The 23,856-nt window shown below is 52.3% G+C and carries 20 protein-coding genes and 2 pseudogenes; 10 read left to right on the top strand and 12 right to left on the bottom strand.

Annotated elements, in window-relative coordinates:
- The 4 genes from tssE to tssB are packed head-to-tail and all read right to left on the bottom strand — an operon-like array spanning window position 1 to window position 2,706.
- Window positions 1–414, bottom strand: a complete 414-nt coding sequence (gene tssE, locus HGD79_RS10905) for a type VI secretion system baseplate subunit TssE (RefSeq protein ID WP_000611742.1) — start codon at window positions 412–414, stop codon at window positions 1–3.
- A gap of 6 nt (window positions 415–420) precedes the next feature.
- Complete coding sequence (gene tssC / locus HGD79_RS10900; RefSeq protein WP_000056978.1) at window positions 421–1,896, bottom strand: type VI secretion system contractile sheath large subunit; 1,476 nt, start codon at window positions 1,894–1,896, stop codon at window positions 421–423.
- Window positions 1,897–1,946: 50 nt separating this feature from the next.
- On the bottom strand, window positions 1,947–2,171 hold the full coding sequence (locus tag HGD79_RS10895) for a hypothetical protein (RefSeq protein ID WP_000123970.1): 225 nt from the start codon (window positions 2,169–2,171) through the stop codon (window positions 1,947–1,949).
- A gap of 34 nt (window positions 2,172–2,205) precedes the next feature.
- Entirely contained in the window at window positions 2,206–2,706 is a 501-nt protein-coding gene (gene tssB, locus HGD79_RS10890) for a type VI secretion system contractile sheath small subunit (protein WP_000037389.1), read from the bottom strand.
- Window positions 2,707–3,402: 696 nt separating this feature from the next.
- On the opposite strand from tssB, the gene HGD79_RS10885 reads away from it, so the two are divergent.
- The 5 genes and pseudogenes from HGD79_RS10885 (at window position 3,403) to HGD79_RS10865 (ending at window position 12,453) form a co-directional block, all read left to right on the top strand.
- Window positions 3,403–3,921 carry an Hcp family type VI secretion system effector gene (locus HGD79_RS10885; protein WP_001142958.1) on the top strand — a complete coding sequence of 173 codons (519 nt, stop codon included), beginning with the start codon at window positions 3,403–3,405 and terminating at the stop codon, window positions 3,919–3,921.
- A gap of 209 nt (window positions 3,922–4,130) precedes the next feature.
- Window positions 4,131–6,272: a type VI secretion system tip protein VgrG gene (locus HGD79_RS10880; protein WP_000103319.1), complete on the top strand. Its 2,142-nt coding sequence runs from the start codon at window positions 4,131–4,133 to the stop codon at window positions 6,270–6,272.
- A gap of 75 nt (window positions 6,273–6,347) precedes the next feature.
- A complete protein-coding gene (locus HGD79_RS10875) occupies window positions 6,348–10,595 on the top strand; it encodes an RHS element core protein (RefSeq protein ID WP_168848395.1) in 4,248 nt (1,415 codons plus the stop codon).
- An 11-nt stretch (window positions 10,596–10,606) separates the two neighbouring features.
- On the top strand, window positions 10,607–11,056 hold the full coding sequence (locus tag HGD79_RS10870; RefSeq protein ID WP_000978828.1) for an RHS element protein dsORF-h1: 450 nt from the start codon (window positions 10,607–10,609) through the stop codon (window positions 11,054–11,056).
- Between the two features lie 260 nt (window positions 11,057–11,316).
- Window positions 11,317–12,453, top strand: a pseudogene (locus HGD79_RS10865) (ISAs1 family transposase).
- A 41-nt stretch (window positions 12,454–12,494) separates the two neighbouring features.
- On the opposite strand, the gene yafV reads toward HGD79_RS10865, so the two are convergent.
- Window positions 12,495–13,265, bottom strand: a complete 771-nt coding sequence (gene yafV, locus HGD79_RS10860) for a 2-oxoglutaramate amidase (protein WP_001118026.1) — start codon at window positions 13,263–13,265, stop codon at window positions 12,495–12,497.
- Between the two features lie 180 nt (window positions 13,266–13,445).
- Between yafV and ivy the strand changes: the two genes are divergently transcribed.
- Window positions 13,446–13,892 carry an Ivy family C-type lysozyme inhibitor gene (ivy, locus tag HGD79_RS10855; protein WP_001308392.1) on the top strand — a complete coding sequence of 149 codons (447 nt, stop codon included), beginning with the start codon at window positions 13,446–13,448 and terminating at the stop codon, window positions 13,890–13,892.
- 42 nt (window positions 13,893–13,934) lie between these two features.
- On the opposite strand, the gene fadE is transcribed toward ivy, so the two are convergent.
- Window positions 13,935–16,379: an acyl-CoA dehydrogenase FadE gene (gene fadE / locus HGD79_RS10850; protein ID WP_000973081.1), complete on the bottom strand. Its 2,445-nt coding sequence runs from the start codon at window positions 16,377–16,379 to the stop codon at window positions 13,935–13,937.
- Between the two features lie 239 nt (window positions 16,380–16,618).
- Here fadE and lpcA point away from each other — a divergent pair, with 239 nt between their 5' ends.
- Both lpcA and HGD79_RS10840 read left to right on the top strand, forming a co-directional pair.
- Window positions 16,619–17,197 carry a D-sedoheptulose 7-phosphate isomerase gene (gene lpcA / locus HGD79_RS10845; RefSeq protein ID WP_168848394.1) on the top strand — a complete coding sequence of 193 codons (579 nt, stop codon included), beginning with the start codon at window positions 16,619–16,621 and terminating at the stop codon, window positions 17,195–17,197.
- A 205-nt stretch (window positions 17,198–17,402) separates the two neighbouring features.
- Window positions 17,403–18,170 (top strand): class II glutamine amidotransferase, encoded by a 768-nt coding sequence (locus tag HGD79_RS10840; RefSeq protein WP_000333380.1) that lies wholly within the window; start codon window positions 17,403–17,405, stop codon window positions 18,168–18,170.
- Here HGD79_RS10840 and dpaA read toward each other — a convergent pair.
- The 3 genes from dpaA to dinJ form a co-directional block, all read right to left on the bottom strand.
- Complete coding sequence (gene dpaA / locus HGD79_RS10835) at window positions 18,141–18,881, bottom strand: peptidoglycan meso-diaminopimelic acid protein amidase (protein WP_001225679.1); 741 nt, start codon at window positions 18,879–18,881, stop codon at window positions 18,141–18,143. The genes HGD79_RS10840 and dpaA overlap by 30 nt on opposite strands.
- A 155-nt stretch (window positions 18,882–19,036) precedes the next feature.
- On the bottom strand, window positions 19,037–19,315 hold the full coding sequence (yafQ, locus tag HGD79_RS10830; protein WP_000615976.1) for a type II toxin-antitoxin system mRNA interferase toxin YafQ: 279 nt from the start codon (window positions 19,313–19,315) through the stop codon (window positions 19,037–19,039).
- A gap of 2 nt (window positions 19,316–19,317) precedes the next feature.
- The gene (gene dinJ, locus HGD79_RS10825) at window positions 19,318–19,578 is read right to left on the bottom strand and encodes a type II toxin-antitoxin system antitoxin DinJ (protein WP_000729704.1); all 261 of its coding nucleotides are present in this window, start codon (window positions 19,576–19,578) and stop codon (window positions 19,318–19,320) included.
- Between the two features lie 185 nt (window positions 19,579–19,763).
- On the opposite strand from dinJ, the gene HGD79_RS10820 reads away from it, so the two are divergent.
- Window positions 19,764–20,537, top strand: a complete 774-nt coding sequence (locus HGD79_RS10820) for a C40 family peptidase (protein WP_000543899.1) — start codon at window positions 19,764–19,766, stop codon at window positions 20,535–20,537.
- Window positions 20,538–20,593: 56 nt separating this feature from the next.
- Here HGD79_RS10820 and HGD79_RS10815 read toward each other — a convergent pair whose 3' ends face one another.
- The 3 genes and pseudogenes from HGD79_RS10815 to HGD79_RS10805 all read right to left on the bottom strand — a co-directional run.
- Window positions 20,594–20,950, bottom strand: a complete 357-nt coding sequence (locus HGD79_RS10815) for a type II toxin-antitoxin system HicB family antitoxin (protein WP_001030484.1) — start codon at window positions 20,948–20,950, stop codon at window positions 20,594–20,596.
- The gene (locus tag HGD79_RS10810; protein WP_000598760.1) at window positions 20,943–21,221 is read right to left on the bottom strand and encodes a type II toxin-antitoxin system HicA family toxin; all 279 of its coding nucleotides are present in this window, start codon (window positions 21,219–21,221) and stop codon (window positions 20,943–20,945) included. Before HGD79_RS10810 ends, HGD79_RS10815 begins: the two co-directional genes overlap by 8 nt.
- A gap of 104 nt (window positions 21,222–21,325) precedes the next feature.
- Window positions 21,326–23,038 (bottom strand): annotated as a pseudogene (locus HGD79_RS10805) (flagellar biosynthesis protein FlhA); the annotation flags it as partial.
- On the opposite strand from HGD79_RS10805, the gene lafU reads away from it, so the two are divergent.
- Window positions 23,010–23,795, top strand: coding sequence for a putative lateral flagellar export/assembly protein LafU (lafU, locus tag HGD79_RS10800; protein ID WP_000207567.1), 786 nt, complete (start codon window positions 23,010–23,012; stop codon window positions 23,793–23,795). The pseudogene HGD79_RS10805 and the gene lafU overlap by 29 nt on opposite strands.
- Window positions 23,796–23,856: the final 61 nt, after the last annotated feature.

Genomic DNA, 23,856 nt, shown 5'->3' with positions numbered 1-23,856 from the left:
TCAGTCCACCCGGTAATGCTGGCTGCCATTCGGTGCCATATCAAATTCAAGCACCTCATGCGTTTCGTTAAATGTCACCCAGGCTGTAATATGAAACGTCATATCCAGCGGGCTGGAGGCGGATGAAACCACTGCCTGCACTTCAGCGTGTGAGATCCGGGGTTCATAGCGTTCTATACATTGCTCGATGGCCCGACTCATGGATTCGCGGAAGTTTTCAGCCCCTTCCGGTTCATCAATGCCCAGCTCAGGCGCACCCCGGCAACTACCGGACCGGGTATTAAGAATGTTTCGTAGGTTCTGGCGAATGGATTGCCTGAGCGAATGAATACTGCCTCCCTGCCGGTTTCTGGCCGAAGAGGCTTCCATACGCTCAAAAAGAGAACCTGTGGTTCTTTCCCGATCCGGTATCATGGTGTGTTACTCCCTGTCTAACCGGCCAACCAGGGAAAGCTCAAAATTTGCCCCCATAAATTTAAAATGAGGCCTCACGCTTAGCGCAACCTGGTACCAGCCGGGTTCGCCTTCTACATCCATAACCTCAACTTTGGCAGCGCGCAGAGGTTTGCGGCTGCGCACGTCTGCAGGCGGGTTTTCCTGGTCGGCAACATACTGACGGATCCAGGTATTAAGCTCTCTTTCTAAGTCGCTCCTTTCTTTCCATGACCCCAGTTGTTCACGCTGCAACACCTTGATGTAGTGCGCTAACCGATTGATGATGAAGAGATAAGGAAGCTGCGTACCCAGCTTATAGTTGGTTTCTGCATCTTTTCCCGGAAAGTGCTTCGGTTTTTGTACCGAGTTTGCAGAGAAAAAGGCTGCATTATCAGAGTCTTTACGCATGGTAAGGGTGATAAAACCCTCTTCAGCCAGTTCAAATTCGCGGCGATCGGTGACCAGCACCTCGGTTGGGATTTTGGCCTGAATCTGCCCCATCGTTTCGAACAGATGCACCGGCAGATCTTTCACTGCGCCGCCGCTTTGCGGACCGATAATGTTTGGACACCAGCGGTATTTGGCAAAACTGTCTGCGATATTGCATGCCAGCATCCAGGCCGTATTACCCCACAGATAATCTTCGTGGTTCTGGCTGACATCTTCGTAATAGTTAAAGTTCTTAACAGGGTTATCTGTTGGTGAATAGGGCTGGCGAAGCAGGAAGCGGGGTGCCGTAAGCCCTAAATAGCGCGAATCTTCCGAGTCACGCAGGGCGCGCCATTTGGTGTAGGCCGGACCTTCAAAGATGGCATAAAGATCTTTGATATTAGGCAGTTCGGTCCACGAGTTCAGCCCCATAAACTCCGGGGAAACGGAGGACAGGAACGGTGCGTGCGCCATTGCGCCCACGGCACTGACGTATTGCAGCAGTTTCATGTCAGGCGCGGTATTTTTGAACTCATAAGCGCCCAGCACGGCAGCGATGGGTTCACCGCCAAACTGTCCGAAACCGGACGAATAAACGTGCTTATAAAATCCGGACTGAATAATTTCTGGCGCAAACTCAAAGTCTTCCAGAAGTTCCTGCTTGGTGACATGAAGCACGTTGACCTTGATGTTTTCACGGAAATCAACGCGATCCACCATGGTTTTCAGTGAGCGCCAGAACGACTCGACCTGCTGAAAGGCAGGCGCATGGATGATGACATCCATCTGGCGGCTGATGCGTTCATCAATATCTGCAATCATGCTGTCCACGGCCAGTTTATTGACCGGTTCGGCAGATGCAGTGGATTGCAGGATGCTGGCAATAAAGGCTGTCACACCCTGGCGGGCAACGTCATAACCTTCCGAACCGGGCTGAATACGGGTCTGTGCCATGATTTGATCAAGCAGCGACGATGCCTGCTCAGGCTGCCCGGCATGACTGGATACGAGTTCCTCTTCCTGTAAAGACATACTGAAAATCCTTCTGTTTTAGCTGTGTTTCTGAAACCGGCTTTTCGCCGTCAGTGAAGTACGCGCTGCCAGTGCGACGCGCTCTGCTGAAACTCACAAAAATGGATAATCTCATCCAATAGATCACTGATACGGCGATCCAGTGTTGTAATCAGCGCAGCCACACCATCCTGGTTGATTTCAACGGACGGGCTGAAACATACCTGGTAAACCACCTGCAGAATGTCTGCAACAGAGAGGTGGTATGTCCCGGAGATATTTTTGTGTGCCGTCATGCCTGGATAACCCTGTTTAATGAAATAGTGGTGGTTATTTATTGCTCACCAGACCGATTTCTTTGAGCAACTGCTCGCGGGACTCTTCATTTTCCAGCAATGCCTGGAGCTGGGTACGGAATGCCGGAAGGTTACCCATCGGCCCCTTCAGTGCAGTCAGTGCTTCACGCAGTTCCAGCAATTTATTCACTTCCGGAACCTGCCGGGCCACGCTATCTGGTGAAAAATCATCCAGTGATTTGATATTCAGCGCCACATTCAGTTCATCGTCTGTTGTGCTTCCCTTCAGCGTGGCGGGGACAGTAAAATTGAGGCCAATGGCTGCTTCAGCCATCACTGCACCGAAATTGTGCTTGTTAACGGAAACTGCCTGACGTTCATCCAGTGGGGATGTTTCCTGCGTATTTCCGGTATCGCCGACAACGAGCATGTTAAGCGGAAGTTCCACTTCAGCCGTCTGGCCATCTGTTTTTGGGACATACGATATATTAATACGCTCGCGAGGCGCGACGCTGCCTTCAAATTTTTTGCTCATAAAAGTGATCCGTCATGTTATCTCGTACAGGCCATGAACACGGCATATTTGTACCGCAAAAAAATATCGGCAATGCCGCCCTAATGGCGGTGAAAATAAAATCACCACTCCTTCATCACCCCGCATTTTACGCTTCAAAATAAATAAGAAAAGGACTTTTTATCGATCGTAAAGAGGGGTATTCTGCAAGCGTTAAATAGATTGTGTGAACCTGTGCAATTCGCGTCAGGTGTATTATGGCAATAATTTAAATATAGATTTTTTATGTAACTTATTGAAGTATATAATAATTTCATTAAACATAAGCTAATCTAATGATTGCTTATTTATATATTTGTTTTGTGATTGATTAAGTGGGTATTTTTAAGGAATATCTCAAAAATTATCAAAATGATAATTCAGAAAGGATAAATACAATATTTATTCATGATTCAGCTTTGGCCATTTTATGGAGGCAATACGGACTTTGAACAGTTGGGTATGGTTATCCAGATATATATTATTAAGTTATTGCTGAATAAGAGATTTAATGATTTTAAAAATAGTTTTTACGACAACCGTAAATTCTAGCTCGGTTTGTATGTAAAAAATACTGAAAAATGATGCGGTTCCGTGAAGTGAGCTGCATCTGCCTGTCTGGGATTAACGGCAGGTCATTGTAAGTAGTAATTAACCACGTTAACAAGGAGTTTACAAATGCCAACACCGTGTTATATCTCCATCACTGGTCAGACCCAGGGAAATATTACTGCAGGTGCATTTACCGCTGATTCTGTCGGCAACATCTATGTGCAGGGGCACGAAGACGAGATGCTGGTGCAGGAATTCCTGCATAACGTTACTGTCCCGACCGATCCTCAGTCCGGTCAGCCTGCGGGTCAGCGTGCTCACAAGCCTTTCATTTTTACCGTGGCGCTGAACAAAGCGGTTCCGCTGATGTACAACGCACTGGCCTCCGGCGAAATGCTGCCAACCACTGAACTTCACTGGTGGCGTACCTCTGTGGAAGGCAAACAGGAGCATTATTTCACTACCCGCCTGACTGATTCGACGATTGTCGATATGAAACTGCATATGCCGCATTGCCAGGACCCGGCGAAACGCGAGTTCACCCAGTTGCTCGAAGTTTCACTGGCCTACCGCAAAATTGAATGGGAACACGTCAAATCTGGCACCTCCGGTGCCGACGACTGGCGCGCACCGCTGGAAGCATAAGTTAAGCCAACAGCATCCGGCTATCAGGCCGGATGCTGTTTTTGTATTACGCCGTAGAAAGAAAGGTTGTCAGTAAGGGGTTACGTTCACGGGAGATGGCGGCTGCCGGAAACTTCGGCGGTAGCGTGCCTGAACGCAAGCGTAACACTGTACTGTCACAGCCGCTTTAACAGCGAACTGTCTGTTTTTCCTTAACCCCGGAGGTTGCTATGTCAACCGGATTACGTTTCACGCTGGAAGTGGACGGCCTGCCACCGGATGCTTTTGCGGTGGTCTCCTTTCATCTGAACCAGTCACTCTCTTCGCTTTTTTCCCTCGATCTCTCTCTGGTCAGCCAGCAGTTTCTCTCCCTTGAATTCCAGCAGATCCTCGACAAAATGGCCTACCTGACGATATGGCAGGGCGATGACGTACAGCGCCGGGTGAAAGGTATGGTGACCTGGTTTGAACTGGGGGAGAACGACAAAAACCAGATGCTGTACAGCATGAAGGTGTGCCCACCGCTGTGGCGCACAGGGCTGCGCCAGAACTTCCGTATCTTCCAGAATGAGGACATCGAAAGCATCCTCGGCACGATATTGCAGGAAAACGGGGTGACCGAGTGGAGCCCGCTGTTCAGCGAGCCACATCCTTCCCGTGAGTTTTGTGTCCAGTACGGTGAGACTGATTACGATTTCCTGTGCCGGATGGCGGCGGAGGAAGGCATCTTCTTTTATGAGGAGCACGCGCAAAAAAGTACCGACCAGAGCCTGGTCCTGTGCGATACCGTGCGTTATCTGCCGGAGTCCTTTGAGATCCCCTGGAATCCGAACACCCGTACCGAGGTGAGCACCCTCTGCATCAGCCAGTTTCGCTACAGCGCACAAATCCGCCCTTCTTCCGTGGTGACCAAAGACTACACCTTTAAACGACCCGGCTGGGCAGGGCGTTTTGATCAGGAAGGCCAGTACCAGGATTACCAGCGCACACAGTATGAAGTGTATGACTACCCCGGACGTTTCAAGGGTGCCCACGGGCAGAACTTTGCCCGCTGGCAGATGGATGGCTGGCGCAACAACGCAGAAGTGGCGCGCGGAACAAGCCGTTCGCCGGAGATATGGCCGGGACGGCGAATTGTGCTGACGGGGCATCCGCAGGCGAACCTGAACCGGGAATGGCAGGTGGTGGCGAGCGATCTTCACGGCGAACAGCCGCAGGCGGTACCGGGACGCAGGGGTTCAGGCACCACGCTGGATAACCACTTTGCGGTAATCCCGGCAGACCGGACATGGCGGCCACAGCCGTTGCTGAAACCGCTGGTGGACGGCCCGCAGAGCGCCGTCGTGACGGGACCGGCAGGCGAGGAAATCTTCTGTGATGAACATGGCCGCGTGCGGGTGAAATTTAACTGGGACCGCTATAACCCGTCAAACCAGGAAAGTTCATGCTGGATCCGTGTGGCACAGGCGTGGGCAGGCACCGGCTTTGGTAACCTGGCGATACCGCGTGTGGGTCAGGAGGTCATTGTGGACTTCCTCAACGGCGATCCGGACCAGCCGATCATTATGGGGCGTACCTACCACCAGGAAAACCGCACCCCCGGCAGCCTGCCGGGGACGAAGACGCAGATGACGATCCGCTCGAAAACCTATAAGGGCAGCGGGTTTAATGAACTGAAGTTTGACGATGCGACAGGGAAAGAACAGGTCTACATCCACGCGCAGAAGAACATGAACACCGAGGTGCTGAATAACCGCACCACTGATGTGATAAACAACCATGCCGAAAAAATAGGTAACAACCAGGCGATCACCGTTACCAATAACCAGATCCAGAACATTGGCGTTAATCAGATACAGACGGTTGGTGTCAACCAGGTGGAAACGGTGGGCAGTAACCAGATTATCAAAGTGGGATCAAACCAGGTTGAAAAGGTGGGGATCATTCGTGCGCTGACGGTGGGTGTGGCTTACCAGACGACGGTAGGCGGCATTATGAATACCTCGGTGGCGTTGTTGCAGTCCTCACAGGTAGGGCTGCATAAATCACTGATGGTGGGAATGGGCTACAGCGTCAATGTGGGGAATAACGTCACCTTCTCGGTGGGCAAGACAATGAAGGAAAACACCGGACAAACAGCAGTTTATTCTGCCGGTGAGCATCTTGAACTCTGCTGTGGTAAGGCAAGGCTGGTGCTGACGAAGGACGGAAGCATATTTCTCAATGGTACGCACATTCATCTGGAAGGGGAGTCGGATGTGAACGGTGATGCGCCAGTGATTAACTGGAACTGTGGTGCCACACAACCTGTACCGGATGCGCCTGTGCCGAAAGATTTACCCCCCGGAATGCCGGATATGCGGCAATTTTGAGTCAGGTGCAAAAAATTAAAACGGAACTGGTGCAGTGACCAGATAAACCATATTAAAAGCAGAAGGAATTGATTCATGGGCGGAAAACCGGCGGCGCGGCAGGGTGATATGACCCGCAAGGGACTGGATATTGTGCAGGGTTCAGCGGGGGTGCTGATAGGTGCGCCGACGGGAGTGGCCTGTTCGGTATGTCCGGGAGGGATTACCTATGCTAACCCGGTGAACCCGCTGCTGGGTGCGAAGGTGCTGCCGGGCGAGACGGACCTTGCGCTGCCCGGCCCGCTGCCGTTTATTCTTTCCCGCGCCTACAGCAGCTACCGGACCAGAACACCCGCGCCGGTGGGGGTGTTTGGTCCCGGCTGGAAAGCGCCCTTCGATATCCGCTTACAGATACGCGATGAAGGCCTGATACTCAACGACAGCGGCGGCAGGAGCATTCACTTTGAGCCGCTGTTTCCCGGCGAGATAAGCTACAGCCGCAGCGAGTCACTCTGGCTGGCGCGGGGCGGAGTAGCGGCGCAGCACAGTTCGCAGCCGCTAAGCGCGCTCTGGCAGGTGCTGCCGGAAGATGTTCGCCTGAGTCCGCATGTGTACCTGGCGACAAACAGCCTTCAGGGGCCGTGGTGGATACTCAGCTGGCCGGAGCGGGTGCCGGGGGCGGACGAGGTGCTGCCGCCGGAGCCGCCCGCATACCGGGTGCTGACGGGCGTGGTGGACGGCTTCGGGCGGACGCTGGCCTTTCACCGGGCGGCGGAGGGTGATGTGGCGGGCGCGGTGACGGGGGTGACGGACGGCGCGGGCCGCCGTTTTCACCTGGTGCTGACCACACAGGCACAGCGGGCGGAAGTATTCCGTAAACAGCGCGCCACGTCTTTATCTTCCCCTGCCGGTCCCCGTTCTGCTTCCTCTTCTCTGGTTTTCCCCGACACGCTGCCCGCCGGTACAGGATACGGCACGGATAACGGTATCCGGCTGGAGGCGGTATGGCTGACACACGACCCGGCATACCCGGATGAACAGCCGACTGCGCCGCTGGCGCGCTACACGTACACGGCCGGTGGTGAACTGCGGGCGGCGTATGACCGCAGCGGAACGCAGGTGCGCGGGTTTACTTATGATGCGGAGCACGCCGGGCGGATGGTGGCGCACCATTATGCGGGGAGGCCGGAGAGCTGCTACCGGTATGATGATACCGGTCGGGTGACGGAGCAGGTCAACCCGGAGGGGCTGGACTACCGCTTTGAGTACGGAGAGAGCCGGGTAATCATCACGGACAGCCTGAACCGGCGGGAGGTGCTGTACACGGAAGGCGAGGGTGGCCTGAAGCGGGTGGTGAAGAAGGAACATGCGGACGGGAGCATTACCCGCAGCGAGTATGATGAGGCGGGGAGGCTGAAGGCACAGACGGATGCGGCGGGGCGGCGGACGGAGTACAGCCTGCATATGGCGTCGGGTGCGGTGACGGCGGTGACGGGGCCGGACGGCAGGACGGTACGGTATGGCTATAACAGCCAGCGGCAGGTGACGTCGGTGACGTACCCGGACGGGCTTCGCAGCAGCCGGGAGTATGATGAGAAGGGAAGGCTGACGGCGGAGACCTCGCGCAGCGGTGAGACAACGCGGTACAGCTATGATGACCCGGCGAGTGAGCTGCCGACAGGGATACAGGACGCGACGGGCAGTACAAAACAGATGGCATGGAGCCGTTACGGTCAACTGCTGGCCTTTACGGACTGCTCGGGGTACACGACGCGGTATGAGTACGACCGGTACGGTCAACAAATCGCCGTTCACCGGGAAGAAGGCATCAGCACTTACAGCAGTTATAACCCGCGTGGGCAACTGGTCAGTCAGAAGGATGCGCAGGGGCGGGAGACCCGTTATGAGTACAGTGCCGCAGGCGACCTCACCGCTATCGTTGCCCCGGACGGCAGCCGCAGTGAGATACAGTATGATGCGTGGGGAAAGGCCGTCAGCACCACGCAGGGCGGTCTTACGCGCAGCATGGGGTATGACGCTGCCGGGCGCATCACCGTGCTGACCAACGAGAACGGCAGCCAGTCCACGTTCCGGTATGACCCGGTGGACAGGCTGACGGAGCAGCGCGGCTTTGACGGCCGGACGCAACGTTACCAGTATGACCTGACCGGAAAACTCACGCAGAGTGAAGACGAGGGGCTTATCACCCTCTGGCACTACGATGCGTCGGACCGCATCACGCACCGGACGGTGAACGGCGACCCGGCAGAGCAGTGGCAGTATGATGAGCACGGGTGGTTAACCACCCTCAGCCATACCTGTGAAGGCCACCGCGTGTCGGTCCACTACGGCTATGACGATAAAGGCCGCCTGACGGGTGAACGGCAGACGGTGGAGAACCCGGAGACAGGGGAGATGCTGTGGGAGCATGAGACGGGGCATGCGTACAGCGAACAGGGGCTGGCGACCCGTCAGGAGCCGGACGGTCTGCCGCCGGTGGAGTGGCTGACGTATGGCAGCGGTTATCTTGCGGGGATGAAGCTGGGCGGAACGCCGCTGGTCGAGTACACGCGGGACCGGCTGCACCGCGAGACGGCCCGTAGCTTCGGCGGGGCGGGCAGTACAGCGGGGTACGAACAGGCCACGGCGTACACCCTCACAGGGCAGCTACAGAGCAGGCACCTGAACCTTCCGCAGCTTGACTGTGACTATACGTGGAACGATAACGGACAACTGGTGCGCATCAGCGGCCCGCAGGAGTGCCGGGAGTACCGTTACAGCGGCACGGGAAGGCTGACGGGCGTCCACACTACGGCAGCGAACCTGGATATCGATATCCCGTATGCGACGGACCCGGCAGGAAACCGGCTGCCGGACCCGGAACTGCACCCGGACAGCACCCTCACGGCGTGGCCGGATAACCGCATCGCGGAAGATGCGCACTATGTCTACCGCTACGATGAATACGGCAGGCTGGCGGAGAAGACGGACCGCATCCCGGAAGGGGTGATACGGATGCACGACGAGCGGACCCACCACTACGACAGCCAGCACCGTCTGGTGTTCTACACGCGGATACAGCACGGTGAGCCGCAGGTGGAGAGCCGCTACCTCTATGACCCGCTGGGCCGCCGGACGGGAAAACGGGTGTGGCGGCGGGAGCGTGACCTGACGGGGTGGATGTCGCTGTCGCGTAAACCGGAGGAGACCTGGTACGGGTGGGACGGTGACAGGCTGACCACTGTACAGACCCAACAGACAAGAATCCAGACGGTATACCAGCCGGGAAGCTTCACGCCGCTCCTGAGAATCGAAACAGAGAATGGTGAACAGGCGAAGGCGCGGCACCGTAGCCTGGCGGAGGTGTTGCAGGAGGACACGGGTGTGACGCTACCGGCGGAGCTGGCGGTGATGCTGGGGAGGCTGGAGCGGGAACTGCGGCAGGGCAGCGTGAGTGAAGAAAGCCAGCAGTGGCTTGCGCAGTGCGGGCTGACGGCGGAACAGATGGCCGCGCAACTGGAGGCGGAATACATCCCGGAGAGGAAACTTCATCTTTACCACTGTGACCACCGTGGGCTGCCGCTGGCGCTTATCAGCCCGGAAGGGGAAACGGCGTGGCAGGGGGAGTATGACGAGTGGGGAAACCTGCTGGGCGAGGAAAGCGCGCAGCACCTTCAGCAGTCACTCCGTCTGCCGGGACAGCAGTATGATGAGGAGTCGGGGCTGTACTACAACCGCAACCGGTACTATGATCCGTTGCAGGGGAGATATATCACCCAGGACCCGATAGGGCTGAGAGGTGAATGGAATCTGTATAAATATCCATTAAACCCTGTTCGGTTTATAGATTCTTTGGGTTTAAAATTCCATGTTAACGGTGATCCAAGTGATTTTAATCAGGCTGTTGAGTATTTAAAACAAGATTCACAAATGAAAGAAACTATAGATTTTTTATCAAGCTCTGAAGAAACTATAAATATAGAGTATATTGAAGGAACCAATGTTAGATTTAATTCGAATAATATGGCGATATATTGGAATAGTAGAGCATCTTTATTTTGTTCAACTGAATTAAACTCGAAATCACAATCGCCTGCATTAGGTTTGGGACATGAGTTTGCTCATGCGCAGTATTACCTTCTTGATAAGGAAAATTTCATGGCTCTTTTAAGCCGAACAGATAAGAAATATGAGAATAAAGAAGAGGCAAGGGTTATTACAATAATTGAATCGCGTGCGGCGAAAACTTTAGGTGAGTGTACCAGAGGAGCTCATAGTGGACTGCCTTTTTATCGGGTGGATGGACCGTTGCAGACGATGAAAATAACGGGTACGCCAGAATAGTGAGGTTTTTTATGATGAAATATTTGATGGTTTTATTGTCTCTATTTTCTGGTTCGGTACTGGGGATGGGGCGAGTGAATGAATTGTGTGGAATAGATAGCGTGAAAACGATAGAGATAATTAATCTTCCATCGTATGTTACCACGTTAGTTCCGCTTAGCAAGGAAGGTCTTAATGAAATATACAGATATAAAGTGGTGGTGAATGAAATTAGCGATCTTTATGCTGGTAAGATAATTGATTTATTGCAAATGAAGTATTTCAGAAAAGAAAAATATAACAATATAAGATGGGGGGTTAGTATCATTTCGAAAGGTAATAATAAATGTGAAATTTATTTTGATGCTTTTGGTGAATGTGGAAGTGTGAATGGCATTAACGTGTGTTTTGAAAAAAATGAAATGATAGGTTGGATTAAAAAAGAAATCCCTTTGCTGTCGCAAAAAATAGGTGGGCTTTAAATGGTAGGGCAATATTCAAAGACAGTATAGGTAACTATTTGTATGGCCATGTAAGGTAAAAGAAAAGGAATAAACCATGAGCGGAAAACCGGCGGCGCGGCAGGGCGACATGACCCGCAGGGAAAGATCATCAGAAGTTCACTTTTTGTACTAAATAATTCGCATTTTATGTTTAAAAATTGAGATATTCCTCATTACCTGAAGCTGTTTTTTATTGCTTATACATGATCAAATACTCCTTACATAAATAAGGTGAACAAATGGAACTTAAAAAATTGATGGAACATATTTCTATTATTCCCGATTACAGATAAGCCTGGAAAGTAGAGCATAAATTGTCAGGCATCCTACTATTGACTATTTTTGCAGTTATTTCTGGTGCAGAAAGTTGGGAAGATATAGAGGATTTCGGGGAAACACATCTCGATTTCTTGAAGCAATATGGTGATTTTGAAAATGGTATTCCTGTTCACGATACTATTGCCAGAGTTGTATCCTGTATCAGTCCTGCAAAATTTCATGAGTGCTTTATTAACTGGATGCGTGACTGCCATTCTTCAGATGATAAAGACGTCATCGCAATTGATGGAAAAACGCTCCGGCACTCTTATGACAAGAGTCGCCGCAGGGGAGCGATTCATGTCATTAGTGCGTTCTCAACAATGCACAGTCTGGTCATCGGACAGATCAGGACGGATGAGAAATCTAATGAGATTACAGCTATCCCAGAACTTCTTAACATGCTGGATATTAAAGGAAAAATCATCACAACTGATGCGATGGGATGCCAGAAAGATATTGCAGAGAAGATACAAAAACAGGGCGGTGATTATTTATTCGCGGTAAAAGGAAACCAGGGGCGGCTTAATAAAGCCTTTGAGGAAAAATTTCCGCTGAAAGAATTAAATAATCCAGAGCATGACAGTTACGCAATCAGTGAAAAGAGTCACGGCAGAGAAGAAATCCGTCTTCATATTGTTTGCGATGTCCCTGATGAACTTATTGATTTCACGTTTGAATGGAAAGGGCTGAAGAAATTATGCGTGGCAGTCTCCTTTCGGTCCATAATAGCAGAACAAAAGAAAGAGCCAGAAATGACGGTCAGATATTATATCAGTTCTGCTGATTTAACCGCAGAGAAGTTCGCCACAGCAATCCGAAACCACTGGCACGTGGAGAATAAGCTGCACTGGCGTCTGGACGTGGTAATGAATGAAGACGACTGCAAAATAAGAAGAGGAAATGCAGCAGAATTATTTTCAGGGATACGGCACATCGCTATTAATATTTTGACGAATGATAAGGTATTCAAGGCAGGGTTAAGACGTAAGATGCGAAATGCAGCTATGGACAGAAACTATCTGGCGTCAGTCCTTGCGGAGAGCGGGCTTTCGTAGTCTTACCCCGACTCTCCCCCAGCCTTAAACACAACCCCCACTCACCGCAACCTAAACTCATCCGCATCCCGCCATGCCGGAAACTTATCGCGATATTCCCTTAACACCGCCATCGACAGCTCGGCATCAATGCGCGTTGCCTGATGCGCGTCGGCAGTAGCGATAATCTCGCCTTGTGGATTAATCACCCGGCTGTCACCGCGATAATGGCAGCCGTTGCCATCGCTGCCGACGCGATTGCATCCCGCCACATACGCCTGATTCTCAATCGCGCGGGCCGTCAGCAATGCCTGCCAGTGCAGAGAGCGCGGAGCAGGCCAGTTGGCAACGTAGATGGCGAGGTCATAATCGTTGAGATTGCGCGACCACACCGGAAAACGTAAGTCGTAGCACACCAACGGCAAAATACGCCAGCCGCGCCATTCCACAATCACTCGCGCATTGCCCGCTTTATAATGTAGATGCTCATCTGCCATGCGGAACAGATGACGCTTATCATAAAAATGTACCGTGCCGCCCGGCTCAACCAGCAAAAAGCGGTTAACCGAACCAGACTCCGTTTGTAATGCAACACTGCCTGCAATCAGCGCATTGCACTGCTGCGCCTTAGCTGTCATCCAGTTCACTACGTCATCTTGTGCTAGCGACGAAGCTGCCGCTTCCATGGCAAAGCCGCTGGTAAACATCTCCGGTAGAACGATCACATCGCGCCCGGTAATACCTTCCAGTTGACGATCAAAATGACGCAGGTTGGCAGGGCCATCCATCCACACCAGTGGTTGCTGCAAAAGCGTAATCTTCAAACCAGGCACGGTGTACAACTCCTTTATGCGAAGGGGTTTATAACTTTAACACCTTATCAGGCAGTTGCCTTAGCGCAGAATAAATTGATAACAAATGCTGATATTGGAAATATCTGATTTGCAAATTATCGTGTTATCGCCAGGCTTTAGAAGGTTAATAACATGGGCAGGATAAGCTCGGGAGGAATGATGTTTAAGGCAATAACGACAGTCGCCGCTCTGGTCATCGCCACCAGTGCAATGGCGCAGGATGATTTAACCATTAGCAGCCTTGCAAAGGGCGAAACCACCAAAGCTGCATTTAATCAGATGGTACAAGGGCATAAGCTGCCTGCCTGGGTGATGAAAGGCGGTACTTATACTCCCGCACAAACCGTAACGTTGGGAGATGAGACGTATCAGGTGATGAGCGCGTGCAAACCGCATGACTGTGGCTCGCAACGTATCGCTGTGATGTGGTCCGAGAAATCTAATCAGATGACGGGGCTGTTCTCGACTATTGATGAGAAAACGTCGCAAGAGAAACTCACCTGGCTGAATGTGAACGATGCGCTTTCGATTGATGGTAAAACGGTGCTGTTCGCGGCGTTGACCGGCAGCCTGGAAAACCATCCGGATGGCTTTAATTTTAAATAATTAGCGGATAAAGAAACGGAGCCTTTCGGCTCCGTTATTCAATTACGCGGCTTCAACTTTCCGCACTTTCTCCGGCAACTTTACCGGCTTCGTCGCCAGCTCTTCCGGATCAAAGTCATCAACGTTAATACTGCGCAGACGGCTTTCTTCAGCTTTCACCAGAATAGCGGCTTCATCTTTATCAATCAGCCCCTTCGCCAGCGCGTTGTGCGCCAGTTCATCCAGACGGGTAAACGGCAGGTTTTTACCCAGCTCTTTACAGATCCGCTGATGAATTGGGTCGGCGGCAATCACATCCACCAGCGCCTCTTCCAGCAAGCCAACCGGATTATGCTCGCTCGGCGTCAGGTACTGACCGCGACCAATGCGGGAACGGGTGGCGTTCGGCACTTGTAAAATCTTCGCCACTTTATGATCCAGCTTGTCAGAAGGTGCCAGATAATGACGTCCGGTCGGGAAGATCACCACATTCAGCAGCCCGGCAACCACGCGGTTCGGGAAGTTTTGCAGTAAATCATCCATCGCCTGTTCAGCCTGATACAGCGCATCTTGTACGCCCCAGTGCACCAGCGGCAGGTCGGCTTCATTACGGCCTTCGTCGTCATAACGCTTCAGCACGGCAGAGGCGAGGTAGAGCTGGCTTAAAATATCCCCCAGACGGGCCGAGATGCGCTCGCGACGTTTCAGGCTGCCGCCCAGCACTGCCATCGAGACATCAGAAAGCAGGGCGAGGTTGGCGCTCAGGCGGTTCAGGTGCTGATAGTAGCGTTTAGTGGCATCGCCGGTTGGCGTGCTGCTGGTTAAACCGCGCGTCAGGCCCAGCCAGAAGCTGCGAACTTTGTTGCTACCGACGTGACCGATATGTTTGAACAACAGTTTATCGAACGCGTTGACGTCATTGTTCTTCGCCGCTTCCATCTCTTCCAGCACGTACGGATGGCAACGAATCGCTCCTTGTCCGAAGATCATCATGCTGCGGGTCAGAATGTTAGCCCCTTCAACGGTGATGGCAATCGGTGCGCCCTGGTAAGCACGCGCCAGGAAGTTGCTTTGCCCGAGCATAATGCCTTTGCCACCAGTGATATCCATCGCATCAATAATCGACTGCTGCCCGCGGTGGGTACAGTGATACTTAACGATAGCCGACAGCACGGCAGGTTTTTCGCCGAGCATAATGCCGTAGGTAATCAGCGATGCCGCAGCATCCATCACGTAGGCATTACCGGCAATACGCGCCAGCGGCTCTTCAATCCCTTCCATCTTACCGATAGAGATTTTGAACTGACGGCGAATGTGAGCATACGCGCCCGTTGCCAGCGCTACCGATTTCACGCCGCCGGTTGAGTTGGAAGGCAGGGTGATGCCGCGGCCTACCGAGAGGCACTCCACCAGCATCCGCCAGCCTTGCCCGGCCATTTTCGGCCCCCCGATGATGTAATCGATCGGTACGAAGACATCTTTACCGCGCGTCGGTCCGTTCTGGAACGGTACGTTCAGCGGGAAGTGGCGACGACCAATTTCCACGCCCGGCGTGGTGGTCGGGATCAGCGCACAGGTAATACCTAAATCTTCTGCGCCACCCAGCAGCTTTTCCGGGTCGGAGAGTTTAAACGCCAGCCCAAGCACAGTCGCAATCGGTGCCAGCGTAATATAGCGTTTGTTCCAGGTCAGACGCATCCCCAGCACCTGCTGGCCCTGCCATTCGCCCATGCAGACAATCCCGGTGTCCGGAATCGCGCCCGCATCGGAACCCGCTTCCGGGCTTGTCAGTGCAAAGCAAGGGATCTCCTGACCACGCGCCAGACGCGGCAGATAGTGATCTTTCTGCTCGTCAGTGCCGTAATGTTGCAGCAGCTCGCCCGGGCCTAATGAGTTCGGCACGCCGACGGTAATAGCCAGGATCCCGCTCACGCCGGAGAGTTTTTGCAGCACGCGAGACTGGGCATAAGCTGAGAACTCCAGTCCGCCGTACTCTTTTTTGATAATCATCGCGAAGAAGCGATGCTCTTTAAGGTACGCCCACAACTCCGGCGGCAGATCCGCCAGCTCATGAGTAATCTGGAAATCATTCGCCATCCGGCAGGCTTCTTCTACCGGGCCGTCGAGAAACGCTTGCTCTTCGGCGGTCAGGCGCGGCTGCGGATAGTTATGCAGCTTTTTCCAGTCCGGCTTGCCCTGGAACAAGTCGCCCTCCCACCAGGTGGTGCCCGCATCAATCGCTTCTTTCTCAGTGCGCGACATCGGCGGCATCACCTTACGGAAACCGCGAAATACCGGCGCGGAAATCATCGACTTACGCATAGGCGCAAAGTTAAATGGCACGAGGATAATGGCCAGAGGCACCAGTACCCACGCCGACCACAGACCAGCAACGCCGAGGGCGGCTGTCCAGGCGAGCAAAATCAGACTGCTGATAAATAAGCTCACGCGGTGATAGAACAACGCGCCGAGCAGGACAACCGTAGCGAGAATACTCAAAATCATCATAACGAAAAGCCCCTTACTTGTAGGAGGTCTGACCACTTGTGATGATATGGTTGTAGTGGATGTAAAAACATTTAGCAATGTGTTTACAATATAATTACAACAAAGCTCACATTGTTGCTGTTTTTATCCGCACTTCAGGTCAAAAAGTCCTGGTCATAGCACCTGCCCGTACTTCTCGCTTTTGGCGGTATCCGGTACACTGCATTTTGTCTATTACATTTATGCTGAAGGATATCCTCATGTACCAGGATCTTATTCGTAACGAACTGAACGAAGCGGCGGAAACGCTGGCTAACTTTTTAAAAGATGACGCCAATATTCACGCCATTCAGCGCGCGGCGGTCCTGTTAGCAGACAGCTTTAAAGCCGGTGGCAAAGTGCTTTCCTGCGGCAACGGCGGTTCCCATTGCGACGCTATGCACTTTGCCGAAGAGTTGACCGGTCGCTACCGTGAAAACCGTCCGGGCTACCCGGCGATTGCTATTTCTGACGTTAGTCATATTTCCTGCGTCGGTAATGATTTCGGTTTCAATGATATTTTCTCCCGCTACGTTGAAGCGGTAGGTCGCGAAGGCGATGTACTGCTGGGGATCTCCACCTCCGGTAACTCTGCAAACGTGATCAAAGCGATCGCAGCGGCGCGTGAGAAGGGGATGAAAGTGATCACCCTGACCGGTAAAGACGGCGGCAAAATGGCTGGCACGGCGGATATCGAAATTCGCGTACCGCACTTTGGTTATGCCGACCGCATTCAGGAGATTCACATTAAAGTGATCCATATCCTGATCCTGTTAATTGAAAAAGAGATGGTTAAGTAAGTCTGGCGTAGGCCGGATAAGGCGTTTACGCCGCATCCGGCACTTGTGCGCTGATGCCTGATGCGATGCTGACGCGTCTTATCATGCCTACAAATCTGTACCCGAACCGTAGGCCGAATAATTCGTTTACGCCGCATCCGACCTGAAAATTCTTAAATCAATCTTCGCCGGGGGCCATGCGCTCCCGCTGTTGTGGAGGTTACCCATGTGCGAATTGCTCGGGATGAGCGCCAACGTCCCTACCGATATCTGCTTTAGTTTCACCGGACTTGTACAGCGTGGTGGTGGAACCGGGCCACATAAAGATGGCTGGGGCATTACCTTTTACGAAGGTAAAGGCTGTCGCACATTTAAAGATCCACAACCCAGCTTTAATTCCCCCATCGCCAAACTTGTCCAGGACTACCCGATAAAATCCTGTTCGGTGGTGGCTCATATTCGCCAGGCTAATCGGGGCGAGGTGGCGCTGGAAAATACTCACCCATTTACCCGCGAGTTATGGGGGCGTAACTGGACTTATGCCCATAACGGACAACTGACGGGCTACAAATCACTGGAAACCGGCAACTTCCGCCCGGTCGGTGAAACCGATAGCGAAAAAGCCTTCTGCTGGCTCCTGCATAAATTAACGCAGCGTTACCCGCGCACACCGGGCAACATGGCGGCAGTGTTTAAATATATCGCCTCACTGGCGGATGAACTGCGGCAGAAGGGCGTTTTCAACATGCTGCTTTCTGACGGGCGCTATGTGATGGCGTATTGCTCGACTAATTTACACTGGATCACCCGCCGCGCGCCGTTTGGCGTGGCAACGCTGCTGGATCAGGATGTGGAAATCGACTTCAGCTCGCAGACCACACCGAATGATGTGGTCACGGTGATTGCAACACAGCCGCTGACGGGCAATGAAACCTGGCAAAAGATTATGCCAGGCGAATGGCGCTTATTTTGCCTCGGGGAGCGTGTAGTTTGATGCCAGTTGTGGCTGCACAACTTCGTGGCTTAACGGCTTGCTGACCACGTAACGACCATTGACCACAGAAACGGTCGGTGGCTTACGGGTTTGCTCAAAGTAGTCGTAACCCGGCTTCAGTTGCTCCCAGAAGTCCTTAAAGTTGGAATATTTATGGCGCTTCATATTGGCGTCGGTCATGCGGAACGGGTAAATACTCACCTGCACGCTCGGCTGACCAAACACCAGCGCACCAGTAACGAACTGGAAGATCTCATCAATACCCTGATTGGTCATTGCGTAGCAGCCGATGGAAACACAATCGCCGTGGATCATCAGGTATTTCCCTTCATAACCATGCGCACGGTCATAGGCATTGGGGAAACCAATATTAATCGCTTTGTAGTAACGGCTGTCTGGTTTTAACTGATTACGCTGGACGCTATAAAACCCTTCCGGGCTTTTGAAATCGCCCTGACGCTGTTTTGGCCCTAAGCCGCCGGAATATTTACAGATTTTATAACTGTCGAGCAGCTGATATTGCTCGCCCATTTTGACGTAGAGATCGAGCGTACGTTCTTCCTTGAAGATCTGGATGTAGACAGGGGATCCCATCAACTGCTGCTTATACTCTTTGCTCACTGGCGTGGTCGAGCTACTGCTGCCCAGCAAACCGGCAAACGAAACGCACGGGATCAACAACATCGCAAGAATTAATGCGATTTTACGCATACTGCTTATTCCTTGATAAAACGGTTACACACGCCAGGACGGCAAAATAGATCCCAAATCGGAATAGTCTGGATTTGGAAGGCTCACATTATCACCAAAAGAGTTTTACGCAAGCCTGTCGGCGCTGGGTTTACAAATTTCATCGGCAGCGTGCTTTACCCAAAGAGCGCCGCGTGAGTTCCAGTTCTCTCAAATCGTAAAAGTTTATCGGTAAGTTTGTAAATCAGGATCCAGTCCGGTTCGACATGAGCATCGCGATAACCTTTCCATGAACCTTGCAGCGGGTGGTCTTTATAAACAGCTGGAAGCGGTAAAGCATTATTGATAAGAAGCGTCATAAGATATTTCAATTTATTCATATCCTTATGACGCTTTTGTGCAAGTTTTACATCCTTTGAAAATTGTCCCGAGTATTCAATATCCCTTTGAATCATATTTAAATTCCTAATTTATCAAATAAATCATCGGCGTCTTTGGCCTTATGAACATCAACGCCAGCTTCGCTGTTTTTGATTGATTGAATGGTTAATTGATTAGGCTCGCGTAAATCAAACGGCAATGCCTTTTCACGCGCGACCTTTGTGAGGGTTATGCGAACCAGGTCAGAGATGGTCAGCCCCATCCCGGCCAGTACGTCCGCCGCCTGATTCTTCAGATCTTCATCGATTCGGGCGCGAACAAATGCGTTAGCAGCCATTGGGGTATCTCCTGTGCTGTATATTTATTCAGCTTGAATTGTAGCTCAAATGAGCAACAGCGACAATCCATGAGTAATTTAATAAACGGATGTTTTTACATAATTAACTGAAATATATTTATTAATTTTATAATAATGGTTTATTAAGTTTGTTCAGGTACGGGCCGGGATACACTGCAACATCAATGCATGATCAGCCATTATTGAGTATGTCCTTGCCGTCGATTCCCTCTTTTGTGTTGTCGGGATTACTGTTGCTTTGCTTGCCGTTTTCTTCATTTGCCAGCGCCACCACATCACATATCACTTTCAGCTACGCCGCCCGCCAGCGGATGCAAAATCGTGCGCGTTTATTAAAACAGTACCAAACCCATCTGAAAAAACAGGCCAGCTATATTGTGGAAGGCAATGCCGAAAGCAGAAGGGCGCTACGCCAGCACAACCGCGAACAGATAAAACAGCATCCAGAATGGTTTCCTGCGCCGCTCAAGGCGAGTGACAGACGCTGGCAGGCGCTGGCGGAAAACAACCATTTCTTAAGCAGCGACCATCTGCATAACATCACCGAAGTGGCGATTCACCGTCTGGAGCAACAGCTTGGCAAGCCTTACGTCTGGGGCGGTACGCGGCCCGATCAAGGCTTCGACTGTAGCGGGTTAGTTTTTTATGCCTACAACAAGATCCTTGAGGCGAAACTCCCACGCACGGCTAATGAGATGTATCACTATCGCCGGGCAACCATTGTGGCGAATAACGACCTGCGCCGGGGAGATTTGCTATTTTTCCATATCCACAGCCGCGAGATTGCCGACCATATGGGGGTGTATCTGGGCGACGGTCAGTTTATTGAGTCACCGCGCACCGGGGAAACCATTCGGGTAAGTCGGTTAGCTGAACCTTTCTGGCAGGATCACTTTTTAGGCGCGCGGCGGATATTGACGGAAGAGACGATTTTGTAAATGGGTAATATTGACGAACTGGCAAAAGGTCGGATGCCACGCGGCATCCGACCTGTTTACATCTGGGCTGAAAACTCACGTTCTAAGACATCAACAATGAGCTGGTTTTTTGAAATGGAATGTTGTCTGGCGACGATGGTCAGCCGCGAATCAATGTGATGAGGAACACGAAGCGTCAGGCGTTTTTGCTCTTCTTCTTCACGAAAAGGGGCAATACCGTCCTCTTCACAATCCGCCATCCACTCATCCAGCGCGCTTTCGCCTTCACGATATAATGCCTCAATACTTGTGGCTACAAAGTCACAATAACCGTTTACATTGAGGAACTTGCCGCGAAATGCGTTGATATCGGCTTCAAATGTCACTGCGGCTGGTTGACCTTTAATTGTGATAATGTTCGATGCTTTATTCATAATCTACCCCTACACAGTTAACAAACCACTCCTTAAGACCTGCTACTGCGCCTTTATCCATCACATTCTTTGGATGTGGCTCATGTGTGCTGAATTTGGTCGTTCCAATCTGAAATTTTCGTCTGGAGCCGTTGTTATTTTTTATTGTTCCACCCACAGCTTTAATGAGTGCAACAACATCATCCCATTTAATTCCAGATTTTGGCGGCTCCGTCATTACATCGTCGAATGTTTTTCTATGACGAGAACCTAGCGCGCTGACCTTAATCATACTATCAATCCATGACGTCATTGTATGGTGTCATCGTAGTCTCTTTGCAGTGTGACGTCAATTAATGGTGTCAGGTGCTGCAAAGCATGGAAAAGAATCCCCCATCAACTCAACGCCCCCATAATCTTCAACTCCAGCTCATCCGGCACTTCGTTATACGACAGCACATGCAGCCCCGGCGCAAACAACCTTGCATAACGCGCCAGCAAAGGGCGCAGCTGCGGTGGCACCAGCAGCACCGGGTCTTTCCCCGCCGCTTTCATCTGCTCTTTCACCTGTGGCATCGTACTCTGGAACTGGTTGAGCATATTCGGGTCCACTGGCACGCTGTCGAGCATCACTTTACCGCCCTGTTGCGCCTGATTCACTAGGTTAGTCAGCAGATTTTCCAGCTCATTATTCAGGGTATACACCGTCAGCTCCTGCTTGCGAACGAACGGATGGGTAATGCTGCGCCGCAGCGCCAGGCGCACATCGGCTGCCAGCAGAATATGATCTTTGGTCACCGCGCTACTGGCGACCAGCACGGTGGCGATGGTGACGATATCGCGCAGGGAAACGCCTTCGGTCAGCAGCGCCCGGTACACTTTCAGCAACTGGCTGTAATTGAGCACCGCGCTTAAATCCTCCGCCAGGCGCGGTGCCATCGACGCCAAACGGTTATGCAACTGCGTAATATCGTCATAGTTAAATAAATCAGGAATATAGCTGCGCACAATCTTATTTACATGGGTAGCAATCACGCTGGCGCTGTCGATCACCTGATACCCCATATTCAGCGCCTTCGCTTTCTGCGCAGGCTGGATCCAGGTCACCGGCATCCCGTACGCCGGGTCGTTCCCCAGCACGCCGTCTATCTCGCCGTAGGTTTCGCTGGAGGGCAGCGCCATCAGTTTATCCGCCGGAATATCCGCTTCATCAGCCTTAATGCCGTTGATGAAAATAGCGTACTGGCTGGGCTTAAGGCGGAAGTTTTCCCGAATGCGGATCTCCGGCAGCAGCACGCCGTTGCCGGCGGATATCACCTGTCGCACGCCGCGAATACGCTGGGTGAGCGGGTTGCCCTGGGCTTTGTCCACCAGCGCCACCAGCTTGTAGCCGAGGCTTAAGCTGATGGGCTCGATCAGCGGAATGGTTTCCCAACTGACCTGTTGCTCGCTGGTTTCGGTGATGGTGCGGGTCAGCGTTTCGAGACTTTTCTCTTCCGCTTCCGCCGCCTGCGGGCGTTTGCTCATCCGCCAGCCGGTAAAGCCAAGCAGGGCGCTGAACAGCAAAAACGGCAGATGTGGCATTCCCGGCACTACCGCCAGTACGAACATAATTCCGGTAGCGGTGTAGAGCACCGACGGGCTTGCCAGCAACTGGTTACGCACGTCATGGGCGATATCGCCGTTGTCGCTGACGCGGGTGACGATAATCGCCGCCGCGGTGGAGAGTAGCAGGGAAGGGATTTGCGCCACCAGCCCGTCGCCGATGGTCATCAGCACATACTGCTGGAAGGCGGCGTCGGCGCTCAGGTTGTATTTGAAGATCCCGATACAGACGCCGCCGATCAGGTTGATCGCCAGAATCATCATCCCGGCGATAGCATCCCCGCGCACAAATTTCGATGCCCCGTCCATCGCGCCGTAGAAATCGGCCTCGCTGGCAACATCTTTACGTCGGGTTTGTGCCTGCGCCTGATTGATCAACCCGGCATTAAGATCGGCGTCAATCGCCATCTGCTTACCGGGCATCGCATCCAGGGTAAAGCGGGCTGAAACCTCGGAAATACGCTCGGCCCCTTTGGTGACGACAATAAAGTTGATTGTCAACAGCGTCAGTAAATCCGAGCGTGAAAGCATTATCGCCGCGCTGCACGGGCAGTCGATTTTTAACGGTGGTGGGCTGTCGCCGTTAAATAAAATCAGCCCGTCTCATCCGCCAAAACCTGCCACCGTGGCGGTGCCGGAAGAAACGGAGAAAAAAGCGCGCGACGTCAATGAGAAAACGGCGCTGCTGAAGAAGAAATCCGCCACCGAGCTTGGCGAGCTGGCAACCAGTATCACCACCATTGCCCGTGATGCGCATATGGAAGCGAATCTGGAGATGGAGATTGTTCCCCAGGGATTACGCGTGCTGATTAAAGACGACCAGAATCGCAATATGTTCGAACGCGGCAGCGCGCAGATTATGCCGTTCTTTAAAACGCTGCTGGTGGAGCTCGCGCCAGTTTTCGACTCGCTCGATAACAAAATTATTATTACCGGGCATACCGATGCGATGGCTTACAAAAACAATATCTACAACAACTGGAACCTTTCGGGTGACCGCGCGCTTTCGGCTCGTCGGGTGCTGGAAGAGGCCGGAATGCCGGAAGATAAAGTGATGCAGGTAAGCGCAATGGCGGACCAGATGCTGCTGGATTCCAAAAATCCGAAAAGCGCGGGCAACCGGCGCATTGAGATTATGGTGCTGACCAAAAGTGCGTCCGATACGCTGTATCAATACTTTGGTCAGCATGGGGATAAAGTGGTGCAGCCGCTGGTGCAAAAGCTGGATAAGCAGCAGGTGCTTTCGCAGCGAACGCGTTAAATGCTGAATCTTTACGCATTTCTCAAACCCTGAAATCACTGTATACTTTACCAGTGTTGAG

This window comes from Escherichia sp. SCLE84 (genome assembly GCF_012584495.1).
Taxonomy (GTDB): domain Bacteria; phylum Pseudomonadota; class Gammaproteobacteria; order Enterobacterales; family Enterobacteriaceae; genus ECMA0423.
The sequence above is the reverse complement of the archived record's forward strand: the minus strand, read 5'-3'. Positions and strand labels throughout refer to the sequence as shown.

Coding starts and splice junctions, on each gene's coding strand:
- tssE (WP_000611742.1), bottom strand. CDS start 414: ATGATACCGGATCGGGAAAGAACCACAGGTTCTCTTTTTGAGCGTATG.
- tssC (WP_000056978.1), bottom strand. CDS start 1,896: ATGTCTTTACAGGAAGAGGAACTCGTATCCAGTCATGCCGGGCAGCCT.
- HGD79_RS10895 (WP_000123970.1), bottom strand. CDS start 2,171: ATGACGGCACACAAAAATATCTCCGGGACATACCACCTCTCTGTTGCA.
- tssB (WP_000037389.1), bottom strand. CDS start 2,706: ATGAGCAAAAAATTTGAAGGCAGCGTCGCGCCTCGCGAGCGTATTAAT.
- HGD79_RS10885 (WP_001142958.1), top strand. CDS start 3,403: ATGCCAACACCGTGTTATATCTCCATCACTGGTCAGACCCAGGGAAAT.
- HGD79_RS10880 (WP_000103319.1), top strand. CDS start 4,131: ATGTCAACCGGATTACGTTTCACGCTGGAAGTGGACGGCCTGCCACCG.
- HGD79_RS10875 (WP_168848395.1), top strand. CDS start 6,348: ATGGGCGGAAAACCGGCGGCGCGGCAGGGTGATATGACCCGCAAGGGA.
- HGD79_RS10870 (WP_000978828.1), top strand. CDS start 10,607: ATGATGAAATATTTGATGGTTTTATTGTCTCTATTTTCTGGTTCGGTA.
- ivy (WP_001308392.1), top strand. CDS start 13,446: ATGTTTAAGGCAATAACGACAGTCGCCGCTCTGGTCATCGCCACCAGT.
- fadE (WP_000973081.1), bottom strand. CDS start 16,379: ATGATGATTTTGAGTATTCTCGCTACGGTTGTCCTGCTCGGCGCGTTG.
- lpcA (WP_168848394.1), top strand. CDS start 16,619: ATGTACCAGGATCTTATTCGTAACGAACTGAACGAAGCGGCGGAAACG.
- HGD79_RS10840 (WP_000333380.1), top strand. CDS start 17,403: ATGTGCGAATTGCTCGGGATGAGCGCCAACGTCCCTACCGATATCTGC.
- dpaA (WP_001225679.1), bottom strand. CDS start 18,881: ATGCGTAAAATCGCATTAATTCTTGCGATGTTGTTGATCCCGTGCGTT.
- yafQ (WP_000615976.1), bottom strand. CDS start 19,315: ATGATTCAAAGGGATATTGAATACTCGGGACAATTTTCAAAGGATGTA.
- dinJ (WP_000729704.1), bottom strand. CDS start 19,578: ATGGCTGCTAACGCATTTGTTCGCGCCCGAATCGATGAAGATCTGAAG.
- HGD79_RS10820 (WP_000543899.1), top strand. CDS start 19,764: ATGCATGATCAGCCATTATTGAGTATGTCCTTGCCGTCGATTCCCTCT.
- HGD79_RS10815 (WP_001030484.1), bottom strand. CDS start 20,950: ATGAATAAAGCATCGAACATTATCACAATTAAAGGTCAACCAGCCGCA.
- HGD79_RS10810 (WP_000598760.1), bottom strand. CDS start 21,221: ATGATTAAGGTCAGCGCGCTAGGTTCTCGTCATAGAAAAACATTCGAC.